Source organism: Deinococcus aerolatus (genome assembly GCF_014647055.1).
Classification (GTDB): Bacteria; Deinococcota; Deinococci; order Deinococcales; family Deinococcaceae; genus Deinococcus; species Deinococcus aerolatus.
The window spans coordinates 1-21,325 of the sequence record NZ_BMOL01000022.1 but is presented as its reverse complement, the minus strand read 5'-3'; the positions used below and the strand labels follow the sequence as shown (position 1 = coordinate 21,325).

Annotated in this window: 23 protein-coding genes; 10 read left to right on the top strand and 13 right to left on the bottom strand. The window is 67.3% G+C overall.

The features are described from left to right. The first annotated feature begins 67 nt into the window (after positions 1-67). Both IEY31_RS16300 and IEY31_RS16295 read left to right on the top strand, forming a co-directional pair. The gene (locus IEY31_RS16300; protein WP_188973924.1) at positions 68-988 is read left to right on the top strand and encodes a histone deacetylase family protein; all 921 of its coding nucleotides are present in this window, start codon (positions 68-70) and stop codon (positions 986-988) included. Positions 989-1,175: 187 nt separating this feature from the next. Further along, positions 1,176-1,808 (top strand): Crp/Fnr family transcriptional regulator, encoded by a 633-nt coding sequence (locus IEY31_RS16295; protein WP_188973922.1) that lies wholly within the window; start codon positions 1,176-1,178, stop codon positions 1,806-1,808. 66 nt (positions 1,809-1,874) lie between these two features. Here the strand turns inward: IEY31_RS16295 and IEY31_RS16290 are convergent, their stop codons facing one another. Further along, positions 1,875-2,792 (bottom strand): magnesium transporter CorA family protein, encoded by a 918-nt coding sequence (locus tag IEY31_RS16290; RefSeq protein WP_188973920.1) that lies wholly within the window; start codon positions 2,790-2,792, stop codon positions 1,875-1,877. Positions 2,793-2,857: 65 nt separating this feature from the next. Between IEY31_RS16290 and crcB the strand changes: the two genes are divergently transcribed. Together crcB and xseA are read left to right on the top strand one after the other, a co-directional pair. After that, positions 2,858-3,238: a fluoride efflux transporter CrcB gene (crcB, locus tag IEY31_RS16285; protein WP_188973918.1), complete on the top strand. Its 381-nt coding sequence runs from the start codon at positions 2,858-2,860 to the stop codon at positions 3,236-3,238. Then, the gene (gene xseA, locus IEY31_RS16280; RefSeq protein WP_188973915.1) at positions 3,235-4,461 is read left to right on the top strand and encodes an exodeoxyribonuclease VII large subunit; all 1,227 of its coding nucleotides are present in this window, start codon (positions 3,235-3,237) and stop codon (positions 4,459-4,461) included. Before crcB ends, xseA begins: the two co-directional genes overlap by 4 nt. Here the strand turns inward: xseA and IEY31_RS16275 are convergent. The 10 genes from IEY31_RS16275 to IEY31_RS16230 all read right to left on the bottom strand — a co-directional run bounded on the left by IEY31_RS16275 (position 4,445) and on the right by IEY31_RS16230 (position 11,931). Continuing rightward, entirely contained in the window at positions 4,445-4,972 is a 528-nt protein-coding gene (locus tag IEY31_RS16275; protein ID WP_188973913.1) for an N-acetyltransferase, read from the bottom strand. The two genes, xseA and IEY31_RS16275, sit on opposite strands and share 17 nt — an antisense overlap. A gap of 28 nt (positions 4,973-5,000) precedes the next feature. Then, complete coding sequence (locus IEY31_RS16270; protein ID WP_188973911.1) at positions 5,001-5,471, bottom strand: GNAT family N-acetyltransferase; 471 nt, start codon at positions 5,469-5,471, stop codon at positions 5,001-5,003. Positions 5,472-5,594: 123 nt separating this feature from the next. Then, complete coding sequence (locus tag IEY31_RS16265; protein WP_188973909.1) at positions 5,595-6,092, bottom strand: GNAT family N-acetyltransferase; 498 nt, start codon at positions 6,090-6,092, stop codon at positions 5,595-5,597. Then, positions 6,089-6,613 carry an HIT family protein gene (locus IEY31_RS16260; RefSeq protein ID WP_188973907.1) on the bottom strand — a complete coding sequence of 175 codons (525 nt, stop codon included), beginning with the start codon at positions 6,611-6,613 and terminating at the stop codon, positions 6,089-6,091. The genes IEY31_RS16265 and IEY31_RS16260 overlap by 4 nt, the downstream gene beginning before the upstream one ends. Before the next feature lie 4 nt (positions 6,614-6,617). Continuing rightward, on the bottom strand, positions 6,618-8,027 hold the full coding sequence (gene argH / locus IEY31_RS16255; RefSeq protein ID WP_188973905.1) for an argininosuccinate lyase: 1,410 nt from the start codon (positions 8,025-8,027) through the stop codon (positions 6,618-6,620). Beyond that, complete coding sequence (locus tag IEY31_RS16250) at positions 8,024-8,503, bottom strand: GNAT family N-acetyltransferase (protein ID WP_229723721.1); 480 nt, start codon at positions 8,501-8,503, stop codon at positions 8,024-8,026. The genes argH and IEY31_RS16250 overlap by 4 nt, the downstream gene beginning before the upstream one ends. Then, positions 8,500-8,976 carry a GNAT family N-acetyltransferase gene (locus IEY31_RS16245; RefSeq protein ID WP_229723720.1) on the bottom strand — a complete coding sequence of 159 codons (477 nt, stop codon included), beginning with the start codon at positions 8,974-8,976 and terminating at the stop codon, positions 8,500-8,502. The genes IEY31_RS16250 and IEY31_RS16245 overlap by 4 nt, the downstream gene beginning before the upstream one ends. Positions 8,977-8,978: 2 nt before the next feature. Then, positions 8,979-10,232 (bottom strand): argininosuccinate synthase, encoded by a 1,254-nt coding sequence (locus IEY31_RS16240; RefSeq protein ID WP_188973904.1) that lies wholly within the window; start codon positions 10,230-10,232, stop codon positions 8,979-8,981. Between the two features lie 277 nt (positions 10,233-10,509). Further along, on the bottom strand, positions 10,510-11,319 hold the full coding sequence (locus IEY31_RS16235; RefSeq protein ID WP_188973902.1) for a response regulator transcription factor: 810 nt from the start codon (positions 11,317-11,319) through the stop codon (positions 10,510-10,512). Positions 11,320-11,463: 144 nt separating this feature from the next. After that, complete coding sequence (locus tag IEY31_RS16230) at positions 11,464-11,931, bottom strand: acyl-CoA thioesterase (protein ID WP_188973899.1); 468 nt, start codon at positions 11,929-11,931, stop codon at positions 11,464-11,466. 208 nt (positions 11,932-12,139) lie between these two features. On the opposite strand from IEY31_RS16230, the gene IEY31_RS16225 reads away from it, so the two are divergent. The 6 genes from IEY31_RS16225 to rsgA all read left to right on the top strand — a co-directional run bounded on the left by IEY31_RS16225 (position 12,140) and on the right by rsgA (position 18,197). After that, positions 12,140-13,279: an ABC transporter substrate-binding protein gene (locus tag IEY31_RS16225; RefSeq protein ID WP_188973897.1), complete on the top strand. Its 1,140-nt coding sequence runs from the start codon at positions 12,140-12,142 to the stop codon at positions 13,277-13,279. Between the two features lie 289 nt (positions 13,280-13,568). Then, on the top strand, positions 13,569-14,429 hold the full coding sequence (locus tag IEY31_RS16220) for a branched-chain amino acid ABC transporter permease (protein WP_188973895.1): 861 nt from the start codon (positions 13,569-13,571) through the stop codon (positions 14,427-14,429). Further along, positions 14,426-15,409 (top strand): branched-chain amino acid ABC transporter permease, encoded by a 984-nt coding sequence (locus tag IEY31_RS16215; RefSeq protein ID WP_188973893.1) that lies wholly within the window; start codon positions 14,426-14,428, stop codon positions 15,407-15,409. Before IEY31_RS16220 ends, IEY31_RS16215 begins: the two co-directional genes overlap by 4 nt. Further along, a complete protein-coding gene (locus tag IEY31_RS16210) occupies positions 15,396-16,235 on the top strand; it encodes an ABC transporter ATP-binding protein (protein WP_188973891.1) in 840 nt (279 codons plus the stop codon). The genes IEY31_RS16215 and IEY31_RS16210 overlap by 14 nt, the downstream gene beginning before the upstream one ends. Then, positions 16,228-16,935 (top strand): ABC transporter ATP-binding protein, encoded by a 708-nt coding sequence (locus tag IEY31_RS16205; protein WP_188973889.1) that lies wholly within the window; start codon positions 16,228-16,230, stop codon positions 16,933-16,935. The genes IEY31_RS16210 and IEY31_RS16205 overlap by 8 nt, the downstream gene beginning before the upstream one ends. Positions 16,936-17,183: 248 nt before the next feature. After that, complete coding sequence (gene rsgA / locus IEY31_RS16200; protein WP_188973887.1) at positions 17,184-18,197, top strand: ribosome small subunit-dependent GTPase A; 1,014 nt, start codon at positions 17,184-17,186, stop codon at positions 18,195-18,197. Between the two features lie 53 nt (positions 18,198-18,250). On the opposite strand, the gene IEY31_RS16195 is transcribed toward rsgA, so the two are convergent. Both IEY31_RS16195 and IEY31_RS16190 read right to left on the bottom strand, forming a co-directional pair. Then, positions 18,251-18,607: an antibiotic biosynthesis monooxygenase family protein gene (locus IEY31_RS16195; RefSeq protein ID WP_188973885.1), complete on the bottom strand. Its 357-nt coding sequence runs from the start codon at positions 18,605-18,607 to the stop codon at positions 18,251-18,253. 77 nt (positions 18,608-18,684) lie between these two features. After that, positions 18,685-20,928 carry a hypothetical protein gene (locus IEY31_RS16190; RefSeq protein ID WP_188973883.1) on the bottom strand — a complete coding sequence of 748 codons (2,244 nt, stop codon included), beginning with the start codon at positions 20,926-20,928 and terminating at the stop codon, positions 18,685-18,687. Positions 20,929-21,325 lie beyond the last annotated feature (397 nt).

Below are 21,325 nucleotides of genomic sequence, written 5' to 3'. Positions count from 1 at the left end.
CCCTGGCCGCCTCATCCCGTAACCCGCCCCCCGGTTCCCTGTCGCCGTCTGTCCCAGACTGGGAGCAATGCCCACCCCCGCCCCGCCGACTTTCGCCCATCCCTTCCGGGCGTACTCGCCTGCCGATTTCCACTTTCCGCTGCCGGAAGGCCACCGCTTTCCGTACTACAAGTACGCCGGGGTACGCGACCTGCTGCGCCCGCATCTGCCTGTGCTGGGGCCGCCTGCCCTGACCTGGGCCGACGCGGCGCGGGTACATGACCCGCTGTGGCTGCGGCGCTGGCGGCTGGGCGACGTGCAGCGGGCCGAGGAACGTGCGCTGGGCCTGCCGTGGTCCCCGGAAATGGTGGAGCGTTCGCGCCGGGCGGCGGGCGGCTCGCTGGCGGCGCTGCATGACGCCGTGCGGACCGGCTGGGGCGCAAATCTGGCAGGCGGCACGCACCACTCGTTCGCGGACCGCGCCGAGGGGTTTTGCCTGCTCAATGACGCCGCGCTGCTGACGCGGGTGGCGCTGGATACGGGCCTGGCCACGCGGGTGGCCGTGATTGATCTGGACGTGCATCAGGGCAACGGCACGGCGGCCATGCTGGGGCCGGAGCCGCGGGCCTTTACCCTCAGCGTCCACGGCGAGCGCAACTATCCGTTTCGCAAGGAGGCCAGTTCGCTGGACCTGGGCCTGGGCGACGGCGTGACCGACCGCGAATATCTGGCCGTCCTGCGGCAGCAGGCCCTGCCCGCCCTGGAGGCCTTCCGCCCCGACCTGCTGCTGTATCTGGCGGGCGCGGACGTGCTGGCCGGGGACCGCTTCGGGCGCTTTGCCCTGAGCCTGGACGGCGTGCGCGAACGCAACCGCACAGTGCTGGCCTGGGCCAGAACGGCGGACATTCCCGTGGTCACCATGCTGGCCGGCGGCTATAACCAGGACCATGCCCTGACGACCGAGGCCCACGCCAGCGTGGTTCTGGACGGCCTGGAGGTGCTGCGCTAGCCATCAGACATTGCAAGGATTGGCCCAGTCTTCACACTGTGGCGCCTGAACGTTCAAAGGTTATTCAATCCTTGTACACTCCTGGTACGAAAGGCTGTTCAGAAGAGGCGTCGGGTTCGGCGCACGGGTTCGACTCCGGTGAGCGAAACTTTTCTCTGAAATGCCCCTTGTGCCTACAGGAGCGCCCATGACCTACGTAACCCCCACCGTCAGCCCCGCCATCCACGCCGACCTCTCCTCACGGCAGGTCCGGCGCGGGCAGACGCTGTACTACGCCGGTGACAGCTCGCCCAGCCTGTACCGTCTGGAAAGCGGCCTGATGCGCGCCGTGCGCCTGACCCCCCAGGGACGCAACCTGACCGTGCGCCATATCCATCCCGGCGACATCTTCGGCGAGGAAACGCTGCATGGCCTGTCGCGTGCCCATCAGGTGGTGGCCCTGACCGACGCTGCCCTGACCCCGATTCACCCCGAGCACCTGTCGGCCGCCGAGCTGTGGGACCTGACCCGCAGCCTGAGCGCCCAGTTGCAGCGCATGATGACCGACGGCGTGCACATTCAGGACGGTGACCTGCGCGAACGCATCGCCCGTTACCTGTTGAACCTCGCTGACAGCACCCTGGGCGGCCAGCACGCCGACGGTGCCCGTTACGTCCGCGCCACCCACGAACTGATTGCCGAGGGCACCGGCGCCACCCGCGAGAGCGTGAGCAAGCTGATCGGCGAGATGCGCGACGACGGCCTGCTGCTGCCCGCCTACCGCTGCCTGACCCTGATCGACGAGGCGCGCCTCAAGGGCCTGAGCGGATACCACGGCTGAGCGCTCCCACCCGCGCCTTTTTACCCCTCTTCCCCCCTGGGCAGAGGGTTTTTCAGTGCCCTGCGTTTACCACCAGCCGCGCCGCTTGAAGTAAAGCGCCAGCAGTCCGCCAATCAGCAGGAAACTGCCCCAGGCCAGCGCGTAGCCCAGCGGCCATTGCAGTTCCGGCATGGCCCGGAAGTTCATGCCCCAGACCCCCGCCAGAAAGGTCAGCGGCAGGAAAATCACGCTGACGGCGGTTAAGGTCCGCATCACCTCGTTCATGCGCTGGTTTTGCAGGTTCAGGTGCAGATCCAGCAGGCTGGTCAGGAAGTCGCGCAGCCCGTCCAGACGGCTGCTGGCGCGGTTAAAGCTGTCCTGGGCATCGCGGTAGCGCACCAGATCGGCCGGGGTGTCACTGGCGTGGCGGCCCAGGGTGGCGGCGGCCTCGCGGGCGTCGCTGGCCAGGCGGCGACCCTGCGACAGCAGGTGTTTGACCTCGAAGATGTCGGGCACCGGGTTGTCGCGCAGATCGCGGAAGACCCGTTCCTCCAGCGCGTCGGTACGCGTTTCCAGTGCGTCGGCCAGCGTGAAGAAGGTGTCGGCGGTGTGGTCCAGCAGCTCGTACACCACCTCGGCAGGCGAGTTGACGTTCTCACGTCCCACCAGCGCCCACACGCTGCGCAGCGCCGCCGTGCCGCTGGTGCTCAGGGTCAGCGCCGCATCTGGAAAACCGAAGATGCTGACCCGCTCGGTGAACTCGTCCTCCTCGGCCGGGTGTGCGAAGGAGCGCACGGTGATAAAGGCGTGTTCGGGGTACTGCTCGGCGCGGCTCCAGTGGCCGTGCTCCATCACGTCCTCCAGCGCGAAGGTGTTTAGGGGGAAGGCGGCCTGCAGGCGCTGCAATTCGTCAGGAGACACGTCCTGGGCGTCCACCCAGACGCCCTGGGTCTGCCCGGCCCACTCGAAGGCCTCCCCGGTGGCGAGATACTTGGCGCGGATCATGCGGCTGATGCTACGCGGCAGAGGTGGACAAGGCGTCCCCCCGTCCACGCTCTATCCTGTCCGGCATGACGCCCGCGCTGTGGTTCTCGTTGATGCTGGGAGGCGCGGTGGGCGCGGCCTGCCGCCAGGGGGCAGTGCTGGCCCTGGCCCCGCTGGTGGCACGCACGGGCTTTCCCTACAGCGTGTTCATGATTAATGTGCTGGGCTCGTTTCTGCTGGGCCTGACGCTGGCGCTGGCCGGGCGCGGCGCAGTGCCGGAGGGGGTGCGGGTGGCCTTCGGCACCGGGCTGCTGGGGGCCTTCACCACCTTCTCCACCTTCAGCGCCGAACTGGACGCGCTGTTGCTGCGCGGCCAGGCCGCCCAGGCGCTGCTGTACGCGCTGGGCAGCGTGGGCCTGGGGCTGACGGCGGCCATCTTCGGCAGGCTGCTGGGGGCGAGACTGTGACCCGCAAACGCAAGAAGGCGGAGCCGACGCGTCCGCCCGAGCAGTTTCTGGAACTCTCAGAGGTGCTGGCGTACATCGGGCAGGTGATCGCGCGGGGGGTGCCGGGGGCGGTGTGGGTGCGCGCCGAACTGGCCAGCGTCACGGACCGCCGTCACCTGTACCTGGACCTAGTGCAGCTGGGCGAGGGCGGGGAAGTCGCCAAGTGCCGCGCCACCGTGTGGGCCCGCGAACGCTTCTCTCTGGAGGGCAAATTCCGGCAGGCCACCGGCGGCACGCTGACGGCAGGCTTGAAGGTGCTGCTGTTCTGCCAGCCGGAGTTTCACCCGCAGTACGGCTTCTCGCTGAACGTATTGGACGTGTCGCCAGAATACACGCTGGGCGACGCGGCGCTGCGGCTGGACGCGCTGCGGCAGACGCTGGTGCAGGAGGGGGTCTACGGACTGAACCGCCTGCTGCCCACCCCTGCCGATTTTGCGCGGGTGGCCGTGATCTCGCCTGCAGGTGCGGCGGGCCTGGGTGACTTCCGCCGCGAGACGGACCCGCTGGAGGCCGCCAGGGTGATTCACTTCACATATCTGGAAGCCACTTTTCAGGGGCGCGAGGCGTCGGGCAGCTTGGCGCGGGCGGTGGCGCAGGCGCGGGCGCTGCACGAGGAAACCCCGCTGGACGCACTGGTGGTGATCCGGGGCGGCGGGGCCGTGACCGACCTGGCGTGGCTCAACGATCTGGCCCTCGCCCGCGCGCTGGCCACCTTTCCCGCCCCGGTGGTCACCGGACTGGGCCACGCCCGCGACGACACCCTGCCCGACGAGGTGGCGAATATTCGCACCGACACGCCCAGCAAGGCGGCGGCCCTGATTGTCCGCACGGTGGCCGGGGCCGCCGCCCAGGCCCAGGAGGACGCCCGCAGCATCCGCGCCGCCGCCGCCGCCCTGCTGGTGGAGGCCGACGCCGCCGCGCTGTGGGCACGTGACCGCATCCTGGGCGCCGCCAACCGCCAGAGCGAAACGGCCCGCGCCGACGTGGACGCCCTGATGCGCCAGGCGCTGGGCCTGACCCCCGAGCGCACGCTGGCCCGCGGCTACGCGCTGGTGCGGAACGAGGACGGCCAGCCGGTCACCCGCGCCGCAGGCGTGGCGGCGGGGCAGCGGCTGACCCTGGAATGGCAGGACGGGCAGGCGGTGGCCGTGGTCCAGGCCGCTCCGGCTACGTCAGCACCCTGAGCATCGCGATCTCATTGCAGTTCTCGAAGAACGCGCAGCGCTGGCACTCACTCCAGACCTTGGGATGCAGGTTGGTCTTGTCGATGCGCGCAAAGCCGCACTTCTCGAAGAAGACCTGCTGGTACGTCCACGCGAACAGGGCGGGCAGGGCGATCTCGCGCGCCTCCTGCTCGCAGGCCGCCACCAGTTGCTTGCCCAGCCCGCGCCCCTGCATGTTGGGATGAATGGCCAGCCCGCGCACCTCGGCCAGATCGGGGGCCAGCATGTGCAGCCCGCACACCCCCGCCAGCCCGCCGGAGTGGCCCTCGTGCTCGGCGGCGAAGATCAGGTGAAAGTCGCGGATGGTCTCGGCCAGCAGGGCGCGTGAACGCACCAGCATCTGCCCGCGCGCCGCCCAGTAACCGATCAGTTCGTGAATCGCCTCAATATCTGACAGCCTGGCCTTACGCCCGCTCAGGGGAGCCTGGGCGTGGATGTCGGGAATGGCGATGGAATCGAGAGAAAGGGTCATGCACACCCCCCCAGCTCTGCCTGCCCGCTTACGCCTTGCCTGCTCCCGCTGTCAGATCGCGCATCCAGGTGGTCTCGCCGGGTCGCTCGCCGCCCGAGCGGTAGGCCTTGACCTGAGGGGCGTCCGGCACGTCGCCCATGACCAGCGCCATCGGCACCTGGGTGAAGCCGAAGGTGTTCCAGTCGCCGCCCTTGCTGAACATGTACACCGCGCGGTCCCCACGGCCCTGGGCGTACTCGATGGCGCTCATGATCAGCCGCCGCCCCAGGCCGCCGCCCCGCGCCTCCGGCAACACCGCCGCGCCGCGCAGCAGCGAGGCCCCGTCGCCGTGTTCCAGGCCAATCGCGCCGACCGGCTGGCCCCCGCGCTCCATCACCCAGTAGGTGGTGCCCGGCGCCATGGCCTCGTCGGTGTCCAGCCCTGCATCGTGAAACACGCGGACCACGGTGTCCTTGTCGCTGGCCTGGGCCAGCCTGATCTGAACGTTCTGATCGGTCATGGGATATTCCTCCGGAAAAGAGAATGGGAAAAACACGAAATTCACCGGGCAATCCCGGTACGCTTGAATTGAGAACGTCGGAAGAATAGCGCACGCCCCGCGCCCGCAGACGGCGTCCGGGGGTCATTTCTCCGTGCCCCGGTTCAACTCACGCTTCCAGGCCTGCTCACCGTGAATCCAGCCTTTCAGGACGCCGCTCCTGACCTGCGGCGTGTCGGGCAGCGCGGCGCTGATCTCGTCCACGCCCACCGGAACGAAGCCGAAGCGCGTCCAGTAGTCCCCGGCCTCCTGGCTGAACAGGTACACGGCCCGGTCCCCGCGCAGGCTGGCGTGCGTCAGGGCCGAATTCACCAGGGCGCGCCCCAGCCCCTGCGAGCGGGCCGAGGGCAAAACGGCCGTTGAGCGGATCAGCGACATTCCGTCGCCGTGTTCCAGGCCGATGCAGCCGCCCGGCACGCCGTTCAGGTCCGCGATCCAGTAGGTGCTGCCCTCAGGCGTGGCGCTCTGGGTGTGCAGGCCGCAGCCCTGGAGCAGCGCGAGGACCGTGGGAAAGTCCTGTGGGGAGGCCTGACGCAGCTTGACGTGCATTTCGGACAGGGTGGAAGGGGTATTGGAATTCATGACTGGACCTCGGTGGAAAGGGGGGCAGGGGCAGGGGCGGTGTCCGGCTCCCGTCGTCGTTCGGCTGCCTGCGCCGCCGCCTTCAGGAAATAGCGCAGGCCCGCTCCCGCCGAGGCGTCGGTGTTCCAGCGTGGAATAACGTGCAGGTGGACGTGTGGGATGTGCGCCCCGCCCGCCGGGAAGACGTTCCAGCCCACCGTGTAGCCGTCAGGCTTGACGGTGGAATCCAGATGCGTGCGGACCTCGGCCAGCAGGGTGTGGACAGCCGCCGCCTCAGCAAGCGTGAGGTCAAAGACGGTTTCACAGGGGCGTTTGGTGACGATCAGCCCGGAGTACGGCAATCCCTCGAAATAGCGCGAGTCCTGGGTGTACACACACAACTCGTTCTCAAGCACCATTTCCCCTCCTGCAAACTCCGCCCGCGTGGACAGCGGGTTCTCGACGGGGTTCGCCAGCCAGTGCGCCCACTCCTGCTGCCGCTTGTGCAGAAGTGTTCCGTCCAGCCTGACCGTCACGTCCATTCGCCTACTCCTCCGTGACCAGGCCCAGCCTGGCCTTCGCCGCGACCACCGCCTCACGCACCCGTTTGGGCGCGGTGCCGCCGTAGCTCAGGCGGTTCTTAACGCTTTCCTCCACCGTCAACGAGGCCGCGACCTCGGCGTTCAGTAGAGGGTGGGCGGCCCGAAGTTCCTCATCCGTTAGCTCCCACAACTGCCGCCCACTGCGCGAGGCCACGCCGACCAGCCCGCCCACCACCTCATGTGCCTCGCGGAAGGGGACGCCCTGCCGGGCCAGGAAATCGGCGACGTCGGTGGCGGTGCTGTAGCCGCGCGCCGCTGCCTCACGGGTTTTTTTGGCGTGCCACTCGCACTTCGGCAGCATGTCGGCATACAGGCGCAGCACGATGCTCAGGGTGTCGTAACTGTCGAACACACCTTCCTTGTCCTCCTGCAGGTCCTTGTTGTAGGCCAGCGGCGTGCCCTTGACCACTGTCAGCAGGCCCATCAGGTTGCCGAACACGCGCCCCGCCTTGCCGCGTGCCAGTTCGGACACATCGGGGTTTTTCTTCTGCGGCATGATGCTGCTGCCGGTGGTGTGCGAATCGGGCAGGGTCAGGAAACCGAACTCAAAGGTGGAGTACAAGATCAATTCTTCGCTCAGGCGTGAGAGATGGGCCGAGAGAATCGCGCAGGCGCTCAGGAACTCCAGCGCAAAGTCCCGGCTGCCCACGCCGTCCAGCGAATTGGCAGTGGGCCGGGCGAACCCCAGCGCGGTGGACACCGTGTGGCGGTCAATCGGCCACGGCGTCCCGGCCAGCGCCGAGCTGCCCAGCGGCGACTCGTCCATGCGGGCAGCGGCGTCCAGAAACCGGCCCTCGTCTCGCTCCAGCATGGCGGCGTAGGCCATGAACCAGTGGGCCAGCAGGATGGGCTGCGCCACCTGAAGGTGGGTGTAGCCAGGCAGGATGATGCCCGCCTCTAGCGCCCGCTCGGCCTCCGAGACCATCACGGCACGCAAGGCACGCGTCTGGGCGGCCAGATCCAGCGCCGCCTCCTTGGTGAACAGACGGAAGTCCACCGCCACCTGATCGTTGCGGCTGCGGGCGGTGTGCAGTTTGCCCGCCACCGGGCCAATCCGGTCACGCAACGCGGCCTCGATGTTCATGTGTACGTCTTCGCGGTCCAGCCGCCACTCGAAGTCTCCGGCGCGAATCTCGTCCAGTACGGCGTTCAGGCCGTCTGTGATCTGGGTGACTTCCCCGGCGGTCAGGATGTCCACCTGTCCCAGCATGGCAACGTGCGCCAGCGAACCGCGAATGTCCTGCTCGTACAGGCGCTGATCGAACGACACGGAGGCGTTGAACAGTTCCACGAGGCTGTCGGTGGCCTCGGCGAAGCGGCCTCCCCAGAGTTTCTTAGCTTTTGTATCGGTCATGTCATAGCCTTTTGAACACAGGTCTGAACAGCTTTCACCAGCACCACCGGCCCCGGACTCCATGGACTGGCGAACGTGTAAAGTTCATCGCTCTGCATGTACCCCAGCCGCTCGTAAAACGGAACGACTTCCAGATTGAATTGCGAGACGGCCAGCAGCACGCGCCCATATTCGCGTTGGGCGGCCCGTTCCTCTACCGCCCGCACCAGCACCGCGCCGATGCCCTGGCCGCGTGCGTGGGGAAGGGTGGCGAGTTTATTCAGCGTCAGCGTGTCTGACCCATCCGGCCGAAAACCGACGCAGCCGCAGACCTCTCCTCTCTTCATGGCGACGAAGCCGCCTGAATCGGGGGCGAATAACGAGGCCTCCAGCCCCTCCAGCGTCGTGCGGTTCCAGCTTGAGCGGGAATCCATGCCAGCGGCCATCATCACGGCGTGAAAGGCGGGAAGGTCCTCACGGGTGACGGGACGAATCACGACGGTTCCAGCGTCAGACGCATCTCGTTGGTAGGAACGAAACCCAGCTTGACGTAGGTGGGCCTTCCCGCGTCCGAGGCGTGCAGGCTGACCTGCTCCACCCCGCGTGCCCGGCACTCGGCCAGCAGAATCTCCATCAGCTGCCGGGCCAGTCCCTGTCCCCGCTGCTCTGGGGCCACGTAGACATTCTGGATGTAGGCCCGCAACGTGGGCAGGGTGCGCGGACTGGGCGGCAGCATCTGCCAGGACACACCTGCCCCAGCCACGACTTTCCCGTCCATCTCGATCAGGATGCCGGAATATGCGCCGTCGGTCAGCGCGCCGCGCAGCCACGCCAAACTGGGAGCCGAACTCGCCCGCACCCGCGCCACATCACTGCCCATGTCGGTGAACATGGCGTCACGCTGGGCCTGGATGGTCTGGGCGTCGGCCACGGTGGCGGGGCGCAGGGTGAGGCCGGGGGGCAGGGTCACCGTCAGACCTTCGCCGTGTCCTTCTGCCCGGCCCTGGCCTGAACCCGCGCCTGCACCCGCATTCGCAGGGCATTGAGCTTAATAAAGGCCCCAGCGTCGTGCTGGTTGTAGTCGCCGCCGGCCTCGAAGGACACCAGATCCTTGTCGTACAGGCTCTGCGGCGCCTTGCGGCCCACCACGTCGCAGTTGCCCTTGTACAGCTTCAGGCGGGCGGTGCCGGTCACGCTCTGCGCGACGTGATCGATATAAACCTGCAACGCCTCGCGCTCGGGGGCAAACCAGAAGCCGTTATAGACCAGTTCGGCGTACTTGACGCCCAGGGCGTCGCGCTGGTGCAGCACTTCCCGGTCCAGGGTCAGGCTTTCCACGGCGCGGCGGGCGTGGTACAGCAGCGTGCCGCCGGGGGTCTCGTACACGCCGCGCGACTTCATGCCCACGAAACGGTTCTCCACCAGATCGATGCGCCCGATGCCGTGCTGGCCGCCGATCTCGTTGGCCCTCTGAAGCAGGTCGGCGGGCGAGAGCTTCTGGCCGTCAATGCTGACCGGATCGCCGTTCACGAACTCCACTTCCACGTACTGCGCCTCGTTGGGGGCGTCTTCAGGGGAAACCGTCAGCTTGAACATGTGCGCGGGCGGCTCGGTCCAAGGGTCTTCCAGAATGCCGCCCTCGTAGGAGATGTGCAGCATGTTGGCGTCGGTGCTCCAGGGGTCTTTCTTGGTGGTGGGAACCGGAATGCCGTGCTCATGGGCAAAAGTTTCCAGATCGGCGCGGCCCTGGAAGTCCCAGTCACGCCACGGAGCCACCGTCACAATATCGGGGTTCAGGGCGTAGGCGGTCATCTCGAAGCGCACCTGATCGTTGCCCTTGCCTGTCGCGCCGTGGGACACGGCCACCGCGCCTTCTTTCTCGGCGATTTCCACCATCTTCTTGGCAATCAGCGGGCGGGCAATGCTGGTGCCCAGCAGGTAATAGCCCTCGTACAGCGCCGAGGAGCGGAACATCGGGAACACGTAGTCGCGCACGAATTCCTCGCGCAGGTCCAGCGCGTAGGCGGCCACCGCACCCGTATTCAGCGCCTTGACGCGAGCCTCTTCCACCTCGTCGCCCTGGCCCAGATCGGCGGTGAAGCACACCACGTCGTAGTTGCGCTCGGTCTGGAGCCACTTGAGGATGATGCTGGTGTCCAGCCCCCCGCTGTAGGCGAGGACAATTTTTTCACGGCTGCCAGTGTCGGTGGTGTTGGGGTCTGTCATGGGCTGATTGTCTCCTAGAACGGGTGAGCAACGCAAAATCCCGGTGCGTGACAGCGCCGCCCATCCCCACAAATCGGGTCAGGCGGTGGTTTCAGCGTCGGGAAGTCAGGGTTGGCATTTTTGTATTGTTATGCGATTTTTTCGCATAGCTATACACAATCTAGCAGGCCCACAGAGGGGGGGTCAAGCGACGCCGACACCCAGCCGTGCAGCACGCAGGACACGGCACTGGAATCGCGCCTGTCACATCTGGAGAGTCGCTCCCAGGAGCTGATTTTTAATGCAGAAGATGGTGGTTCAGGCCAATGGCCCGCGCCCGCATCCAGGACTTGACGCCGCTGGCCGCCGGGGTGTCGTGGACCAGGGCAGTCATGACGCCAGTGCCGAAGGGGCACACCACCAGCACCCGGTCCCCGAACTCAATCTGCGCGGCCTGCATGGGGAGGGCACCGCCCAGATGCGCGCTGAGCGACGCCGAGGTGCTGCACAGGAAGCCCAGGTAGGCCCCGAGCTGCGCGGGCAACTGTGCCGAGCCCGTGATCAGCTCGCCCTGTTCGCCAAACACGCACGACGACAGCACGCCGGGCAGCAGATTGACGCCCGCCACGCAGGCCTGCGCGGCCTGAAACGTCAGCTCTGGCGCCTGCAGGACCGGGGTACTGGGCAGCAGGTCCAGGTCCGCACCCCCCAGGGAAACGGGGGCCGTCTCCTCCGGTTCGCCGTTCAGCCAGCCGCACAGCGACGACAGCACCCGTTCAGAGTTGATGGGCTTGCGCATCACGTCCAGCACGCCCAGCGCGCGGGCCTGCTGGCGCAGGCTGTCCTCGACCGTGCCGCTCATCAGCACCACCGCCAGGTCCGGGTGGTCCTCGCGCAGCAGCCGGGCCAGTTCCAGGCCGTCCATGCCCGGCATCCGTACGTCACTCAGGACCAGCGCAGTGTCGGGGGTCAGGACTTCCAGCGCGGCGTGGGCGCTGCTTGCCATCTTCACGCTGACATGGGGCGAGAGCAGTCGGTGCATGGACAGCAAGACGCCGGGGCTGTCGTCCACGATCAGGACCGCAGGGTGATGAGAGGAAGCCGTCATATATCCCGAGCTTAGTCAGGCGGCTGTGTCGCCCGCCTTACGGCGCATCATGTAAACGATGAGAAATTCACAAGCTTTCTTAAGATATGGGAGATATGGGTGCTCGCAAAACGCCCGGCCTCTTCCGGCCGTGCCGGGTGACGCTCAGGGGCGGGCCTCCGGGTCAGGCTGGGCGCTGGCGGTGGTCTGCCCGGCCGGCAGCGGCGGCACCGGATAGGGCCGTCCGTCTTCGCCCACGGCCACAAAGACGAACATGCCGGTGGTCGCCAGTTCCTGCTCCCCGGTGCTCATGGTCTCGCGGTACACGTCCACCCGCACGGTCATGCTGGTGCGGCCCACCCGCACCACCTGGGCATCCAGCGCTACCGCGTCCCCCACCCGGATCGGCACCCGGAAGTCCACGCCGTCCATGCGGGCGGTGACCACGTTGCCCCCCCCGTGGCGCACTGCCGCGACGCTGGCGGCCTTGTCCATCAGGGACAGCACCCAGCCTCCAAAGGCCGTGCCCAGATAATTGGTGTCCTTGGGAAACACCAGTTCCAGCATGCGGGCGCGGCTGCGCGGGGCCGGGGCCACCGGAGCGGCAGGTGGAACAGAGACGGGATCAGTCATTGTCCGCAAGTCTAGTCGCTGCTTCACGGCGCCTTGGCCCGGCGTTCAGCCTGACCTTTCGCCTGAGAACTTCATCAATTGGGGGCAAGGCATTTGACACCCCCGCCCACCCGTGACAGCATGTCGGCACGCACAACTTGTACTGCGTTCAGCGTGTTCGGGAACGGTTCTACTCCGTCCCATGCGCCTGGATCTCGGAGGTTCACCCATGAAGACCAGACTTCTGTTCCCTGCCCTCGTTCTGACCCTGGCCGGTTCCGCCTTTGCCGATAAGGTCGTTAACATCGGCTATTCCGGCCCCCTGTCGGGCGGCGCGGCCTTCTACGGCAAGGATGTCCAGAGTGGCATCGAGATGGGCATCAACGACATCAACAAGGCGGGCGGCGTGACCGTGAACGGCGAGAAGGTCACCTTCAAGCTGGTCAGCCTGGATGACCGCTATCTGCCCAACGAGACGGCCACCAACGTCAAGCGCCTGACCTCACAGGGCATTAACGTGATTTTTGTGCCGCACGCCGGGGGAATCCTGACTGTGCAGCCGATGACCGCCCGTGATCCTGCGTTCCTGCTGGTGGCCTACTCCAGCGAACCCAAGATTCTGGAAGCCAAGAACCCGCTGACCTTCATGCTGCCGCCGCGCTACGACAACTACCTGCAACCCTTCGTGAGCACCCAGATGAAAGCGTTCGGCAAGAAGCTGGGCATGGTGGGCACCACCAGCGCCTACGGCAAGCAGTGGGGCGAGGCCGTGACCGGCGAGTGGCAGAAGCAGGGCGGCACCGTGGGCAGCAACAACGGCGTTGATTACGGCACCACCGTGGACTACAGCGCCGCCGTGACCAAGGCCCTGTCCGAGAAACCCGACGTGCTGTTCGTCGGCGGCCCCAGCCAGCCCACCGCACTGGTGATCAAGGCCGCACGTGAGCAGGGCTTCAAGGGCGGCTTCATCGTGATGGATCAGGCCAAGTTCGAGCAGATGGACCAGATCGTTCCGGTCTCCTACCTGAACGGCTCGGTGGGCGTGCTGCCCACCAAGGAGTTCGCTGGAACCCAGGTCTTCGTGGCCCAGTACCAGCGCGCCTACAAGAAGATTCCCACCAGTGAAGCGGCCCTGAACTACATGGGCGTCAACGTGCTGGCCAAGGCCATGGAACTGGCCGGGACCACCGAGGACCCCATCAAGATCAAGGCCAAGCTGGACGCCGCCGCCAAGGCACTCCCCCAGAGCAAGACCATCTACAAGATGCTGGGCGTCACGCCCGACGGCCACGCCGACGCCGAGTTCATCATTGCCAGCGTCAAGGACGGCAAGTACACCAAGCTGCGCGTCACCAAGGTATTCAAGTAAAGCGGGTGGGGCGGCGCTCAGGTTCTGCCCGAGTGCCGCCCCGCTGCCCGCGCCCCGACGCATTTATGCGGGGCGCGTTTTGATTGCCTGAGCTGACCCCCTGGGCCGGTTGCCTGACCTGGAAGTGCGCGGCCCTCACCGCAACGCCGCCGCCCCCACCCCAGCCTCCAGCCACTGTCCAGGCCCCCCAGTCTTCCGTGTCCTTGGCTTCCGGCCTCCACTCAACCGTTTGAGCTGCTTCTCCGTGAAGCCCCCCGTCCCTTACCCCTGCCTTCTGGAGGATTCCCGCTTGATCACTTTCCTGCAACAACTCTTCAATGCCCTGGCCCTGGGCGGGGTCTACGCCCTGGTGGCGCTGGGCCTCACGCTGGTGTACGGCGTGATGCGCGTGCCCAACTTCGCGCACGGCGGGCTGTACATGCTGGGCGCGTACCTGACCTACGCCTCGCTGACCGGGCTGGGCATCGGCTACGTGCCGTCGCTGCTGCTGGCCGCCGTCGGGGTGGCGCTGCTGGCCGCCCTGATGGAACGGGTGATCTTTTACCCGCTCAGGGACGCGCCGCACGTGTCCCCCATGATTGCGGCGATTGGCGTGCTGTTCTTCTTGGAGGCCGCCGTGCAGCTGATCTGGGGGCCGGACTTCAAGCAGATTCCCGCACCCATCAACGGCATCGTCGACATCGGAGGCGTGATCATCACCTGGCAGCGCCTGATCATCATCGCCGCGAGCGTGGTGGTGGTGGTGGGCCTGAACTACTTCCTGAAGCGCACCCTGACCGGGGCTACCATCGAGGCCATGTCGCAGAACCGCGAGGGCGCACGTCTGGTGGGCATCAACACCAACCGGGTGGGCGCCCTGACCTTTGCCATCTCCGGGTTGCTGGCGGCGGCGGCGGCGGCCTTGATTGCCCCGACGCTGCTGGTCAGCCCCAGCATGGGCGAGGTCATGAACCTCAAGGTCTTCGCCATCATCATCCTGGGCGGCATGGGCAGCGTGCCGGGCGCCATCGTGGGCGCGTTCCTGCTGTCGTTCGCTGAGACCTTCGGCGGCGCGTACATCAGCCTGGACTTTGCCGACGTGATCGGGTTCGCCATGCTGGTGCTGGTGCTGGCGATCCGGCCTCAGGGCCTGTTCAAGAGGGGCACATGAAAGCCTGGATGTGGTGGGTCGCGGTCTTCATTCTGGCCGCACTGGTGCCCCTGTTCAGCCCATCGGGGTACGTGCTGGACATCGGCGTGAACATCATGATCTACGCGATTCTGGCCTACGGCCTGAACGTGCTGCTGGGCTACACCGGGCAGTTGCCGCTGGCACATGCGGGCTTTTTTGGCATCGGCGCGTACGCCGTCGGCATCCTGACGCTCAAGATGGGCTGGAGCTTCTGGCTGGCGTGGCCGGTGGCCGTGGTGATCACGGCGCTGGCCGGGTTGCTGCTGGGGCTGGTGGCCTTCCGCACCAAGGGCGATACGTTTGCCATCTTCACGCTGGGCGTGGGCGTGATCATCATGCTGGTGATCAACAAGTGGGACGCGCTGACCGGCGGCAATGACGGCCTGAACGGCATTCAGCCGCCTGCCGGACTGGAGGCGCTGGCCAACAGCGTGGGTCTCAAGCTGTCCGGGGGCTTTTACTACCTGGCCCTGGTCAGTCTGGCCCTGACCGTGATCGCGGTGGCGCGGGCGCGCGGCAGCGTGTTCGGGCGGTCGCTGGTCGCCATTCGCGGCGGCGACGATCTGGCCCGCAGCGCGGGCATTGACGTGTACTCGCACAAGCTGCGGGCCATGATGCTGTCCACCGCCATCGCGGGCTTCGCGGGCGGACTGTACGCCACGTCCCTGGGCTTCCTGGGTTCGGCGGCCACCGGGCCAATCCAGACCTTCACCATCCTGCTGTACCTGCTGGTGGGCGGCCTGGGCACGCTGGCCGGGCCGCTGCTGGGACCGGCGCTGATGTACACCCTGGCGCAGAACCTCAAGGGGTTACAGGATTACCAGTACATCGTCTTCGGACCGCTGCTGGTGCTGCTGGTCATGTTCGCGCCGCAGGGACTGGTGGGGCTGTGGAGCCGCTTCACGGCGCGGCGCGTGCCGGCCACGCCTAAGAAGGAGGCCCGGAATGCTGGAAGTTAAGGGGCTGGGCATCCGCTTCGGCGGCAACCACGCCGTGCAGGACGTAACGGCCAGCATCGAGGCCGGCAAGATCACCGCCATCATCGGGCCGAACGGGGCGGGCAAGAGCACGTTTTTCAACCTGATCTCGGGCTTCTATCAGCCGACCACCGGCAGCATTCACTTTCTGGGCCAGAACATCACGCGCCTGCCCACGCACGACGTGGTGGCGCGCGGCATTGCCCGCACCTTCCAGACCACCACCATCTACAAGGAACTGAGCGTGCTGGACAACGCCATGATCGGCCACCGCGTCCGCACCCGCGCTGGCCTGTGGGACGCCCTGCTGCGCACCGGACGCGAGCGCCGCGATGAGGCAGAAAGCCGCGCCGGAGGCATGGCCGCGCTGGAACGGGTGGGGCTGGCCGCACAGGCGCACCTGCCCGCCGGGGCGCTGACGCAGGAGGGACAGAAGCGCGTCGGGATAGCGATGGCCCTGTCCAGCGACCCCAAACTGCTGCTGCTGGATGAACCCGCCGCCGGGATGAACCCCGAGGAAACCGTCAACCTGATGGCCCTGATCCGCGACCTCGTCAAGGGCGGCCTGAGCGTGGCGCTGGTGGAACACAAGATGAGCCTGGTGATGGGCCTGGCCGACGAGATTCTGGTGATGCACCACGGCCAGAAGATCGCCGAGGGGCCGCCCGCCCAGGTCAGCCGCGATCCTGCCGTGATCGAGGCGTACCTGGGCAGCCACGCCCACGGCGGCCAGATGGGGCAGAGCACTGCTGGGAACGCCCCTGACCCGGCGGCTGTTCCGTTGACCAAGGATTCCAACCATGCTTGAAGTTCGCGATCTGAGCGTTAACTACGGCCATTTCACGGCCCTGCACGCGATTTCCCTGACCGTCAACCCCGGCGAGATCGTGGTGCTGCTGGGGGCAAACGGCGCGGGCAAGAGCACGCTGTTCCGCACCCTGTCGGGCCTGCAGCGCCCCAGCGGCGGCACGGCCACCTGGAAGACCACGTCCCTGACCGGCGGCAAGCCCGAACACAACGTGGCGCACGGCGTCGCGCAGTGTCCCGAGGGCCGCCTGCTGTTTCCCGAACTGAGTGTGGAGAAGAACCTACGGCTGGGCGCGTTTGTCCACCGCAAGGACGCGGCGGGCACCGCCCGTGAGCTGGAGCGCGTCTACACCCTGTTTCCCGATCTGGTGGGCAAGCGACACGCCCCTGCCGGCAGTCTGTCGGGCGGGCAGCAGCAGATGGTGGCGATTGCCCGCTCATTGATGGCCCGCCCCGAACTGCTGCTGCTGGACGAACCCAGCCTGGGCCTCGCGCCGATGGTGGTGGAGCAGGTCTTCGCCGCCATCGGGCGCGTCAACGAGGCCGGGGTCAGCGTGCTGCTGGCCGAGCAGAACGCCTACGCCGCCCTGGACATCGCGCACCGGGGCTACGTGATGGAAAGCGGCGTGCTGACCCTGCAGGGCACCCAGCAGGAACTGATGACAGATGACCGGGTCAGGAGCGCGTACCTGGGGGTGTAGCTGCCCGGGTCCCCGGCAACAGGCGCGTCCCGTTGGTGGGACGTGCCTGTTGTGCTGCCTCTGACTGGCTGGCCCTCCCCCGGCTGGCCCCACCGTCACCCGCATCACGCCCCTGCCCGCGCCGGCGGGTAGTCTGCGTGGGTAGGGGCGGGCCAGAAGGGCAGCGTGCCCACCCACCCCTCTGCCGTGGAGATGAACATGTTGACCAACAACCGTGCTGTGCCGCGCCCGCCGTCCGGACGGGCCGAATGCTGGAGGCCATTTTGCCGTCCGGGTTAGACGCGCTGGGCTGGGGTCCCGATTTCGAGGACGCCTACCAGGGGTTCCGCGCCGCATTGCCGGCCGGGGAACGTGAACAGGTGACGCCGGTGCGGGTCGTCGGGGTCCAGCGCCAGACGTTTCAGGTGCGCGGCCTTCACGGGGAACAGGAGGCGCGGCTGGCCGGCAGCCAGCGCCACGCCGGAGCGCTCACGCCCGCCATTGGCGACTGGTGCGTGCTGGAACCGGTGCCGGAGGGAGCCGGCCGGCTGCTGGGCGTGCTGCCCCGGCGCACCACTTTTGCCCGTGCGCTGGGCGCGGCCGAGGACACCCGGCGGGCGCAGGCGGTGCGCCAGCAGGTCATCGCCGCCAACGTCGATCTTGTCCTGATCGTCACGGCACCCGACGCGGACTTTGATCTGGAGCGGCTGGAACGCTACGTTCAGGCCGTGCAGCACAGCGGGGCGCGCCCGGTTCTGGTGCTGAACAAGGCCGACCTGCACGCCGACACGGACTGGTGGGTTGGGGGGCTGCGCGGCCTGGGACCGGACCTGGAGATTCTTGTCACCCATGCCGAGGGTGGCGAGGGACTGGAGGGGGTGCGGGCCCTGCTGCAGGAGGGGGTCACGCTGGCGCTGATCGGGTCGTCCGGCGTGGGCAAGTCGACGCTGACCAATGCCCTGCTGGGCCGCCTCGCCGCGCCCACCGGGGAGGTGCGGGAGAGTGACCAGCAGGGCCGGCACACCACAACCAGCCGCACGCTGTATCTGGTGCCCGGCGGCGGCCTGCTGATCGACAATCCGGGCCTGCGCGACATCACCGTCTGGGACGCGGACACCGCCGATTTCGGGGAACTTGAGGCGCTGGCCGCGCAGTGCCGGTTCCGCAAATGCACCCACACCACCGAACCCGGCTGTGCGGTGCAGGCGGCCGTGCAGGCCGGCGAGGTGTCACCGGCGCGACTGGCCGCGTTCCAGCGTGGTAACCGGCGGGGGCGGCGCTAGAACGGCCCCCACGGCACAGCACTCACAACCATGCCCCCCGGCCCAGGCCACCGTCAGTGTGGGCTGAACTGGGTCCCGCGCGGCTCGGGCGTCAGATCGGGACGGCTGGAGTCCTGAAAGACCTCGTGGATCTCAAGCTTATTGGGGCCGCTGAACGCCTCCGCCGGCAGCGAGCCGGAGCGGGCGTGCCCCTGGACGAAGGCGTCGGAACTGGTCCAGGCTTCAAAGGCCGCGCGGCTCTCCCACAGGGTCAGCACGACGTAGGGATCGCTGGGATTCACCGGCCGCAGCACCTGATTGCTGACAAACCCCGGCATTCCATCGACCAGACGGGCACGCTCACGGAAACGTTCTTCAAACTGCCCGGCGTACTCGGGACTGACGGCGATGCGGTTCATTACGGTGATCATGGGAAGTCCTCCAGGGCAATAGGGCGTGGGATACGGGACACCAGCCGGGCAAGCCTACCCCACCCACACCGGGGCGATTAGTCACCGCTCCCATGGACGGGTGTGCCCAGAAAGGTATTCAGGCACAGGTCATGCAGACTGTGCTCTCCCCAGCGCAGCGCCCCCACGGTCAGGGCAATGTCGCCGGCGCGGACGCTGAGTTCCAGTGGGCCACTGCCTCCCTGACCGCTCAGTGAAAACCACTGCCCCAGCGGCACCACCCCACCGAAATGCTGATGATCGCTGTCAGCAGGTTGGTCCAGCACCGGGCCGACGGTGTAGATCACGCGTGGTCCCGTCCCGGCGCGCACCCCCAGCACGAACGGCACCGGAAACGCGGCGTGCTGCGGGGCGCTGTCGGCCACATCCACCCGCGCGGTCAGCGTCCAGCGGCCAGTGCCGTGCCCCGGCAGCCGCAGGGTCAGCAGCGGGGGGGAGCCCGGCGGGCCCCGGCGCATTACCTCCAGAAAACAGCTGTCCAGCCCCACCCGGTAGCCGTTGGGCGTGCGCACCTCATGGCGGGGGTGCGCACGCCCAGGCGGTTCCTCCGCGGGCGTCGCGGGAGCCGCGCTGGCCCGCCGGTCACAGGCCGCTGAACGGGGGGGCAGCGCGCGTCGCGCCGTTTGCACCAACTCTGGCAGCGCAGCGCGGGTGGCGTAGACCAGGCCCAGTGCAGGCTGGCTGGACACCAACACGGCCGCGAGCGTGGCCCGCAGAGCGTGGCGTTCAGTGGCCGGCAGGGTGGCCGCCAGAGCACTGCGAACCACGTCGCTGGCAAAGATCAGGTGGTTCTCGGCGTCGCTGCTGCGGTAATCCAGGTGTGGCAGCGTCAGGTCCTCGGCCGTGCCTGCCGGCGCCAGCAGACCGGCTTGGAGGCCCACACCCAGGGTTGCCGGGGCGCACTCGCCCAGCAGGGTGCTGGCCAGGACCACGTCAAAACGCCCGTATACCTGTGCCAATCGGGCCAGCCGCTCGCGCTCCAGTATGGACACGCCGGCCAGATCTGCCAACAGCCAGTCACTGACCTGCCGCGGCACCCGGGCGTCGTGTTGAAGGGGCGTGTCCTTCTCGCCCAGCAGCGCCCGGACATATACAGGAAGGCCCTCTGAACACTGCACCACGCGCGTGGCGCGGGCACGTTGCGTCCCGGCCAGCCCGGCTGATCCCTGGGCCTCCAGGGAGCGCATCAGGTCATGCACACTCAGGGGAGGGAGCGTCACCGTGTGCAGTCTCGGTCCAACCAGCTGACTGAGTGCTGGACGCAGGCCGGACGCCAGGGCTGGCCAGGTGGTACTCAGCACCAGCACCAGCGGCAACGGCAGGTCCAACAGGAAGCTCAGCATGGGCTCAAGCCAGTCGGGCCACTGGCCCGGATAGGCCACGTCGTGCAGGGCGATCATCAGGGGCCTTCCCAGGGCCACCATCACCTGTCCCAGTTCAATCAGATCCGTTTCGGGATTCTGGCCGTGGGGGAGATGGGTCTGCGCGCGCTGATCAACCGGCACGAACTGCCAGAGGTGCTGCGCCAGCGCCGCCAGCAACAGCGGCTGCCGGGTGCTGGCCCGCAGCTGCACCGCTGACCAGGACGTGTTCTGAACCATCCGTTCCAGCAGGGCCCGCCGGGTTTCGCTGTGGCCCTGCAACAGCACCAGCTGTGGGCTGCGCCCCGCCCGGGCCAGCACCTGCCGCAACTGTTCTTCCTGTGCCGGCCACCGGAAGGTCAGGGCCGCCGGGGGGGCGGACGCTGGACGGGCGCTGAGGGCCAGCCCCATCAGATCGGCGCGGGCACGCACCAGTTCGGCACTGGCCGACAACCCCTGCTCCTCCAGCCGCGAGTACGTGAGCTGCAACCGCTCCTCGACGCGGTCATGAATCGCCTGCCGCTGCTGGTCCACCCAGCCGCGGAACGCTGAGCTGCCCAGGTCCTCCAGACCGCTCAGTGCCGGGCCGCGCAGTGGCGCGAGCCATCCCAGCAGGTCACGTTCCTGTGTGGGCTGCGGGATGGCCAGCCAGCTGTCCAGGTCGGTGGCGCAGCCTAGCGACAGCATCGGCTGACGCGCGGGAAAAGGGTCAATGCCCCGGCCCTTAAGCCGGGCCAGTTCCACCCGCAGGTTACGCAGGGCATCGGAGGTGTCCCACAGTAGGCCGGCCAGATGCTCACGGTGGTGCGGCCGCCCCTCAAGGGCCAGATAGGTGAGCAGCGCGGCCGCCTTGCTGGACAGCGGCAAAGATTGCGGCCCGCGACTGACATGGACGTGACCCAACACGTGCAAAGTCAACATCATCCCTCCAGGGCTGTCTGACGCTGGAACAGCTTTCCCACCGCGTCACTCACCCACACTCGCATCCTGATGGCTCCGGCCGCGCCGCGTCGTTGATACCGACAAGCAAGTCGGTGCCTACTGCTGTCAAAATCTGCTTAATAAGTCGGCTTAACGGCGGGGTTCTCCCGCACGTGCGTGGACGTTAGAACTTTAATGGTGCGCTGTTCATCCTACCACTTTGTGAAATTCTTCGGGGCGCGAAATTAACGGCTCGGCTCTGGCCACGTTACCGACAGCAGAAGTGACCAGGAAAACCGGGCCTGGGGCGGAGTTCGGGTTTAATACGGGCTCCGATTAGTTGGTTGATAGAGGCCACCAGTGGAAGAGGGTGTGCTGGGTGAGGAGGTCCGGCTGT

Bases quoted from the DNA above. Each gene is read 5' to 3' on its own strand.
- IEY31_RS16300 (WP_188973924.1), top strand. From the start codon at position 68: ATGCCCACCCCCGCCCCGCCGACTTTCGCCCATCCCTTCCGGGCGTAC.
- IEY31_RS16295 (WP_188973922.1), top strand. From the start codon at position 1,176: ATGACCTACGTAACCCCCACCGTCAGCCCCGCCATCCACGCCGACCTC.
- IEY31_RS16290 (WP_188973920.1), bottom strand. From the start codon at position 2,792: ATGATCCGCGCCAAGTATCTCGCCACCGGGGAGGCCTTCGAGTGGGCC.
- crcB (WP_188973918.1), top strand. From the start codon at position 2,858: ATGACGCCCGCGCTGTGGTTCTCGTTGATGCTGGGAGGCGCGGTGGGC.
- IEY31_RS16275 (WP_188973913.1), bottom strand. From the start codon at position 4,972: ATGACCCTTTCTCTCGATTCCATCGCCATTCCCGACATCCACGCCCAG.
- IEY31_RS16270 (WP_188973911.1), bottom strand. From the start codon at position 5,471: ATGACCGATCAGAACGTTCAGATCAGGCTGGCCCAGGCCAGCGACAAG.
- IEY31_RS16265 (WP_188973909.1), bottom strand. From the start codon at position 6,092: ATGAATTCCAATACCCCTTCCACCCTGTCCGAAATGCACGTCAAGCTG.
- IEY31_RS16260 (WP_188973907.1), bottom strand. From the start codon at position 6,613: ATGGACGTGACGGTCAGGCTGGACGGAACACTTCTGCACAAGCGGCAG.
- argH (WP_188973905.1), bottom strand. From the start codon at position 8,027: ATGACCGATACAAAAGCTAAGAAACTCTGGGGAGGCCGCTTCGCCGAG.
- IEY31_RS16240 (WP_188973904.1), bottom strand. From the start codon at position 10,232: ATGACAGACCCCAACACCACCGACACTGGCAGCCGTGAAAAAATTGTC.
- IEY31_RS16235 (WP_188973902.1), bottom strand. From the start codon at position 11,319: ATGACGGCTTCCTCTCATCACCCTGCGGTCCTGATCGTGGACGACAGC.
- IEY31_RS16230 (WP_188973899.1), bottom strand. From the start codon at position 11,931: ATGACTGATCCCGTCTCTGTTCCACCTGCCGCTCCGGTGGCCCCGGCC.
- IEY31_RS16225 (WP_188973897.1), top strand. From the start codon at position 12,140: ATGAAGACCAGACTTCTGTTCCCTGCCCTCGTTCTGACCCTGGCCGGT.
- IEY31_RS16215 (WP_188973893.1), top strand. From the start codon at position 14,426: ATGAAAGCCTGGATGTGGTGGGTCGCGGTCTTCATTCTGGCCGCACTG.
- IEY31_RS16210 (WP_188973891.1), top strand. From the start codon at position 15,396: ATGCTGGAAGTTAAGGGGCTGGGCATCCGCTTCGGCGGCAACCACGCC.
- IEY31_RS16205 (WP_188973889.1), top strand. From the start codon at position 16,228: ATGCTTGAAGTTCGCGATCTGAGCGTTAACTACGGCCATTTCACGGCC.
- rsgA (WP_188973887.1), top strand. From the start codon at position 17,184: ATGCTGGAGGCCATTTTGCCGTCCGGGTTAGACGCGCTGGGCTGGGGT.
- IEY31_RS16195 (WP_188973885.1), bottom strand. From the start codon at position 18,607: ATGATCACCGTAATGAACCGCATCGCCGTCAGTCCCGAGTACGCCGGG.
- IEY31_RS16190 (WP_188973883.1), bottom strand. From the start codon at position 20,928: ATGTTGACTTTGCACGTGTTGGGTCACGTCCATGTCAGTCGCGGGCCG.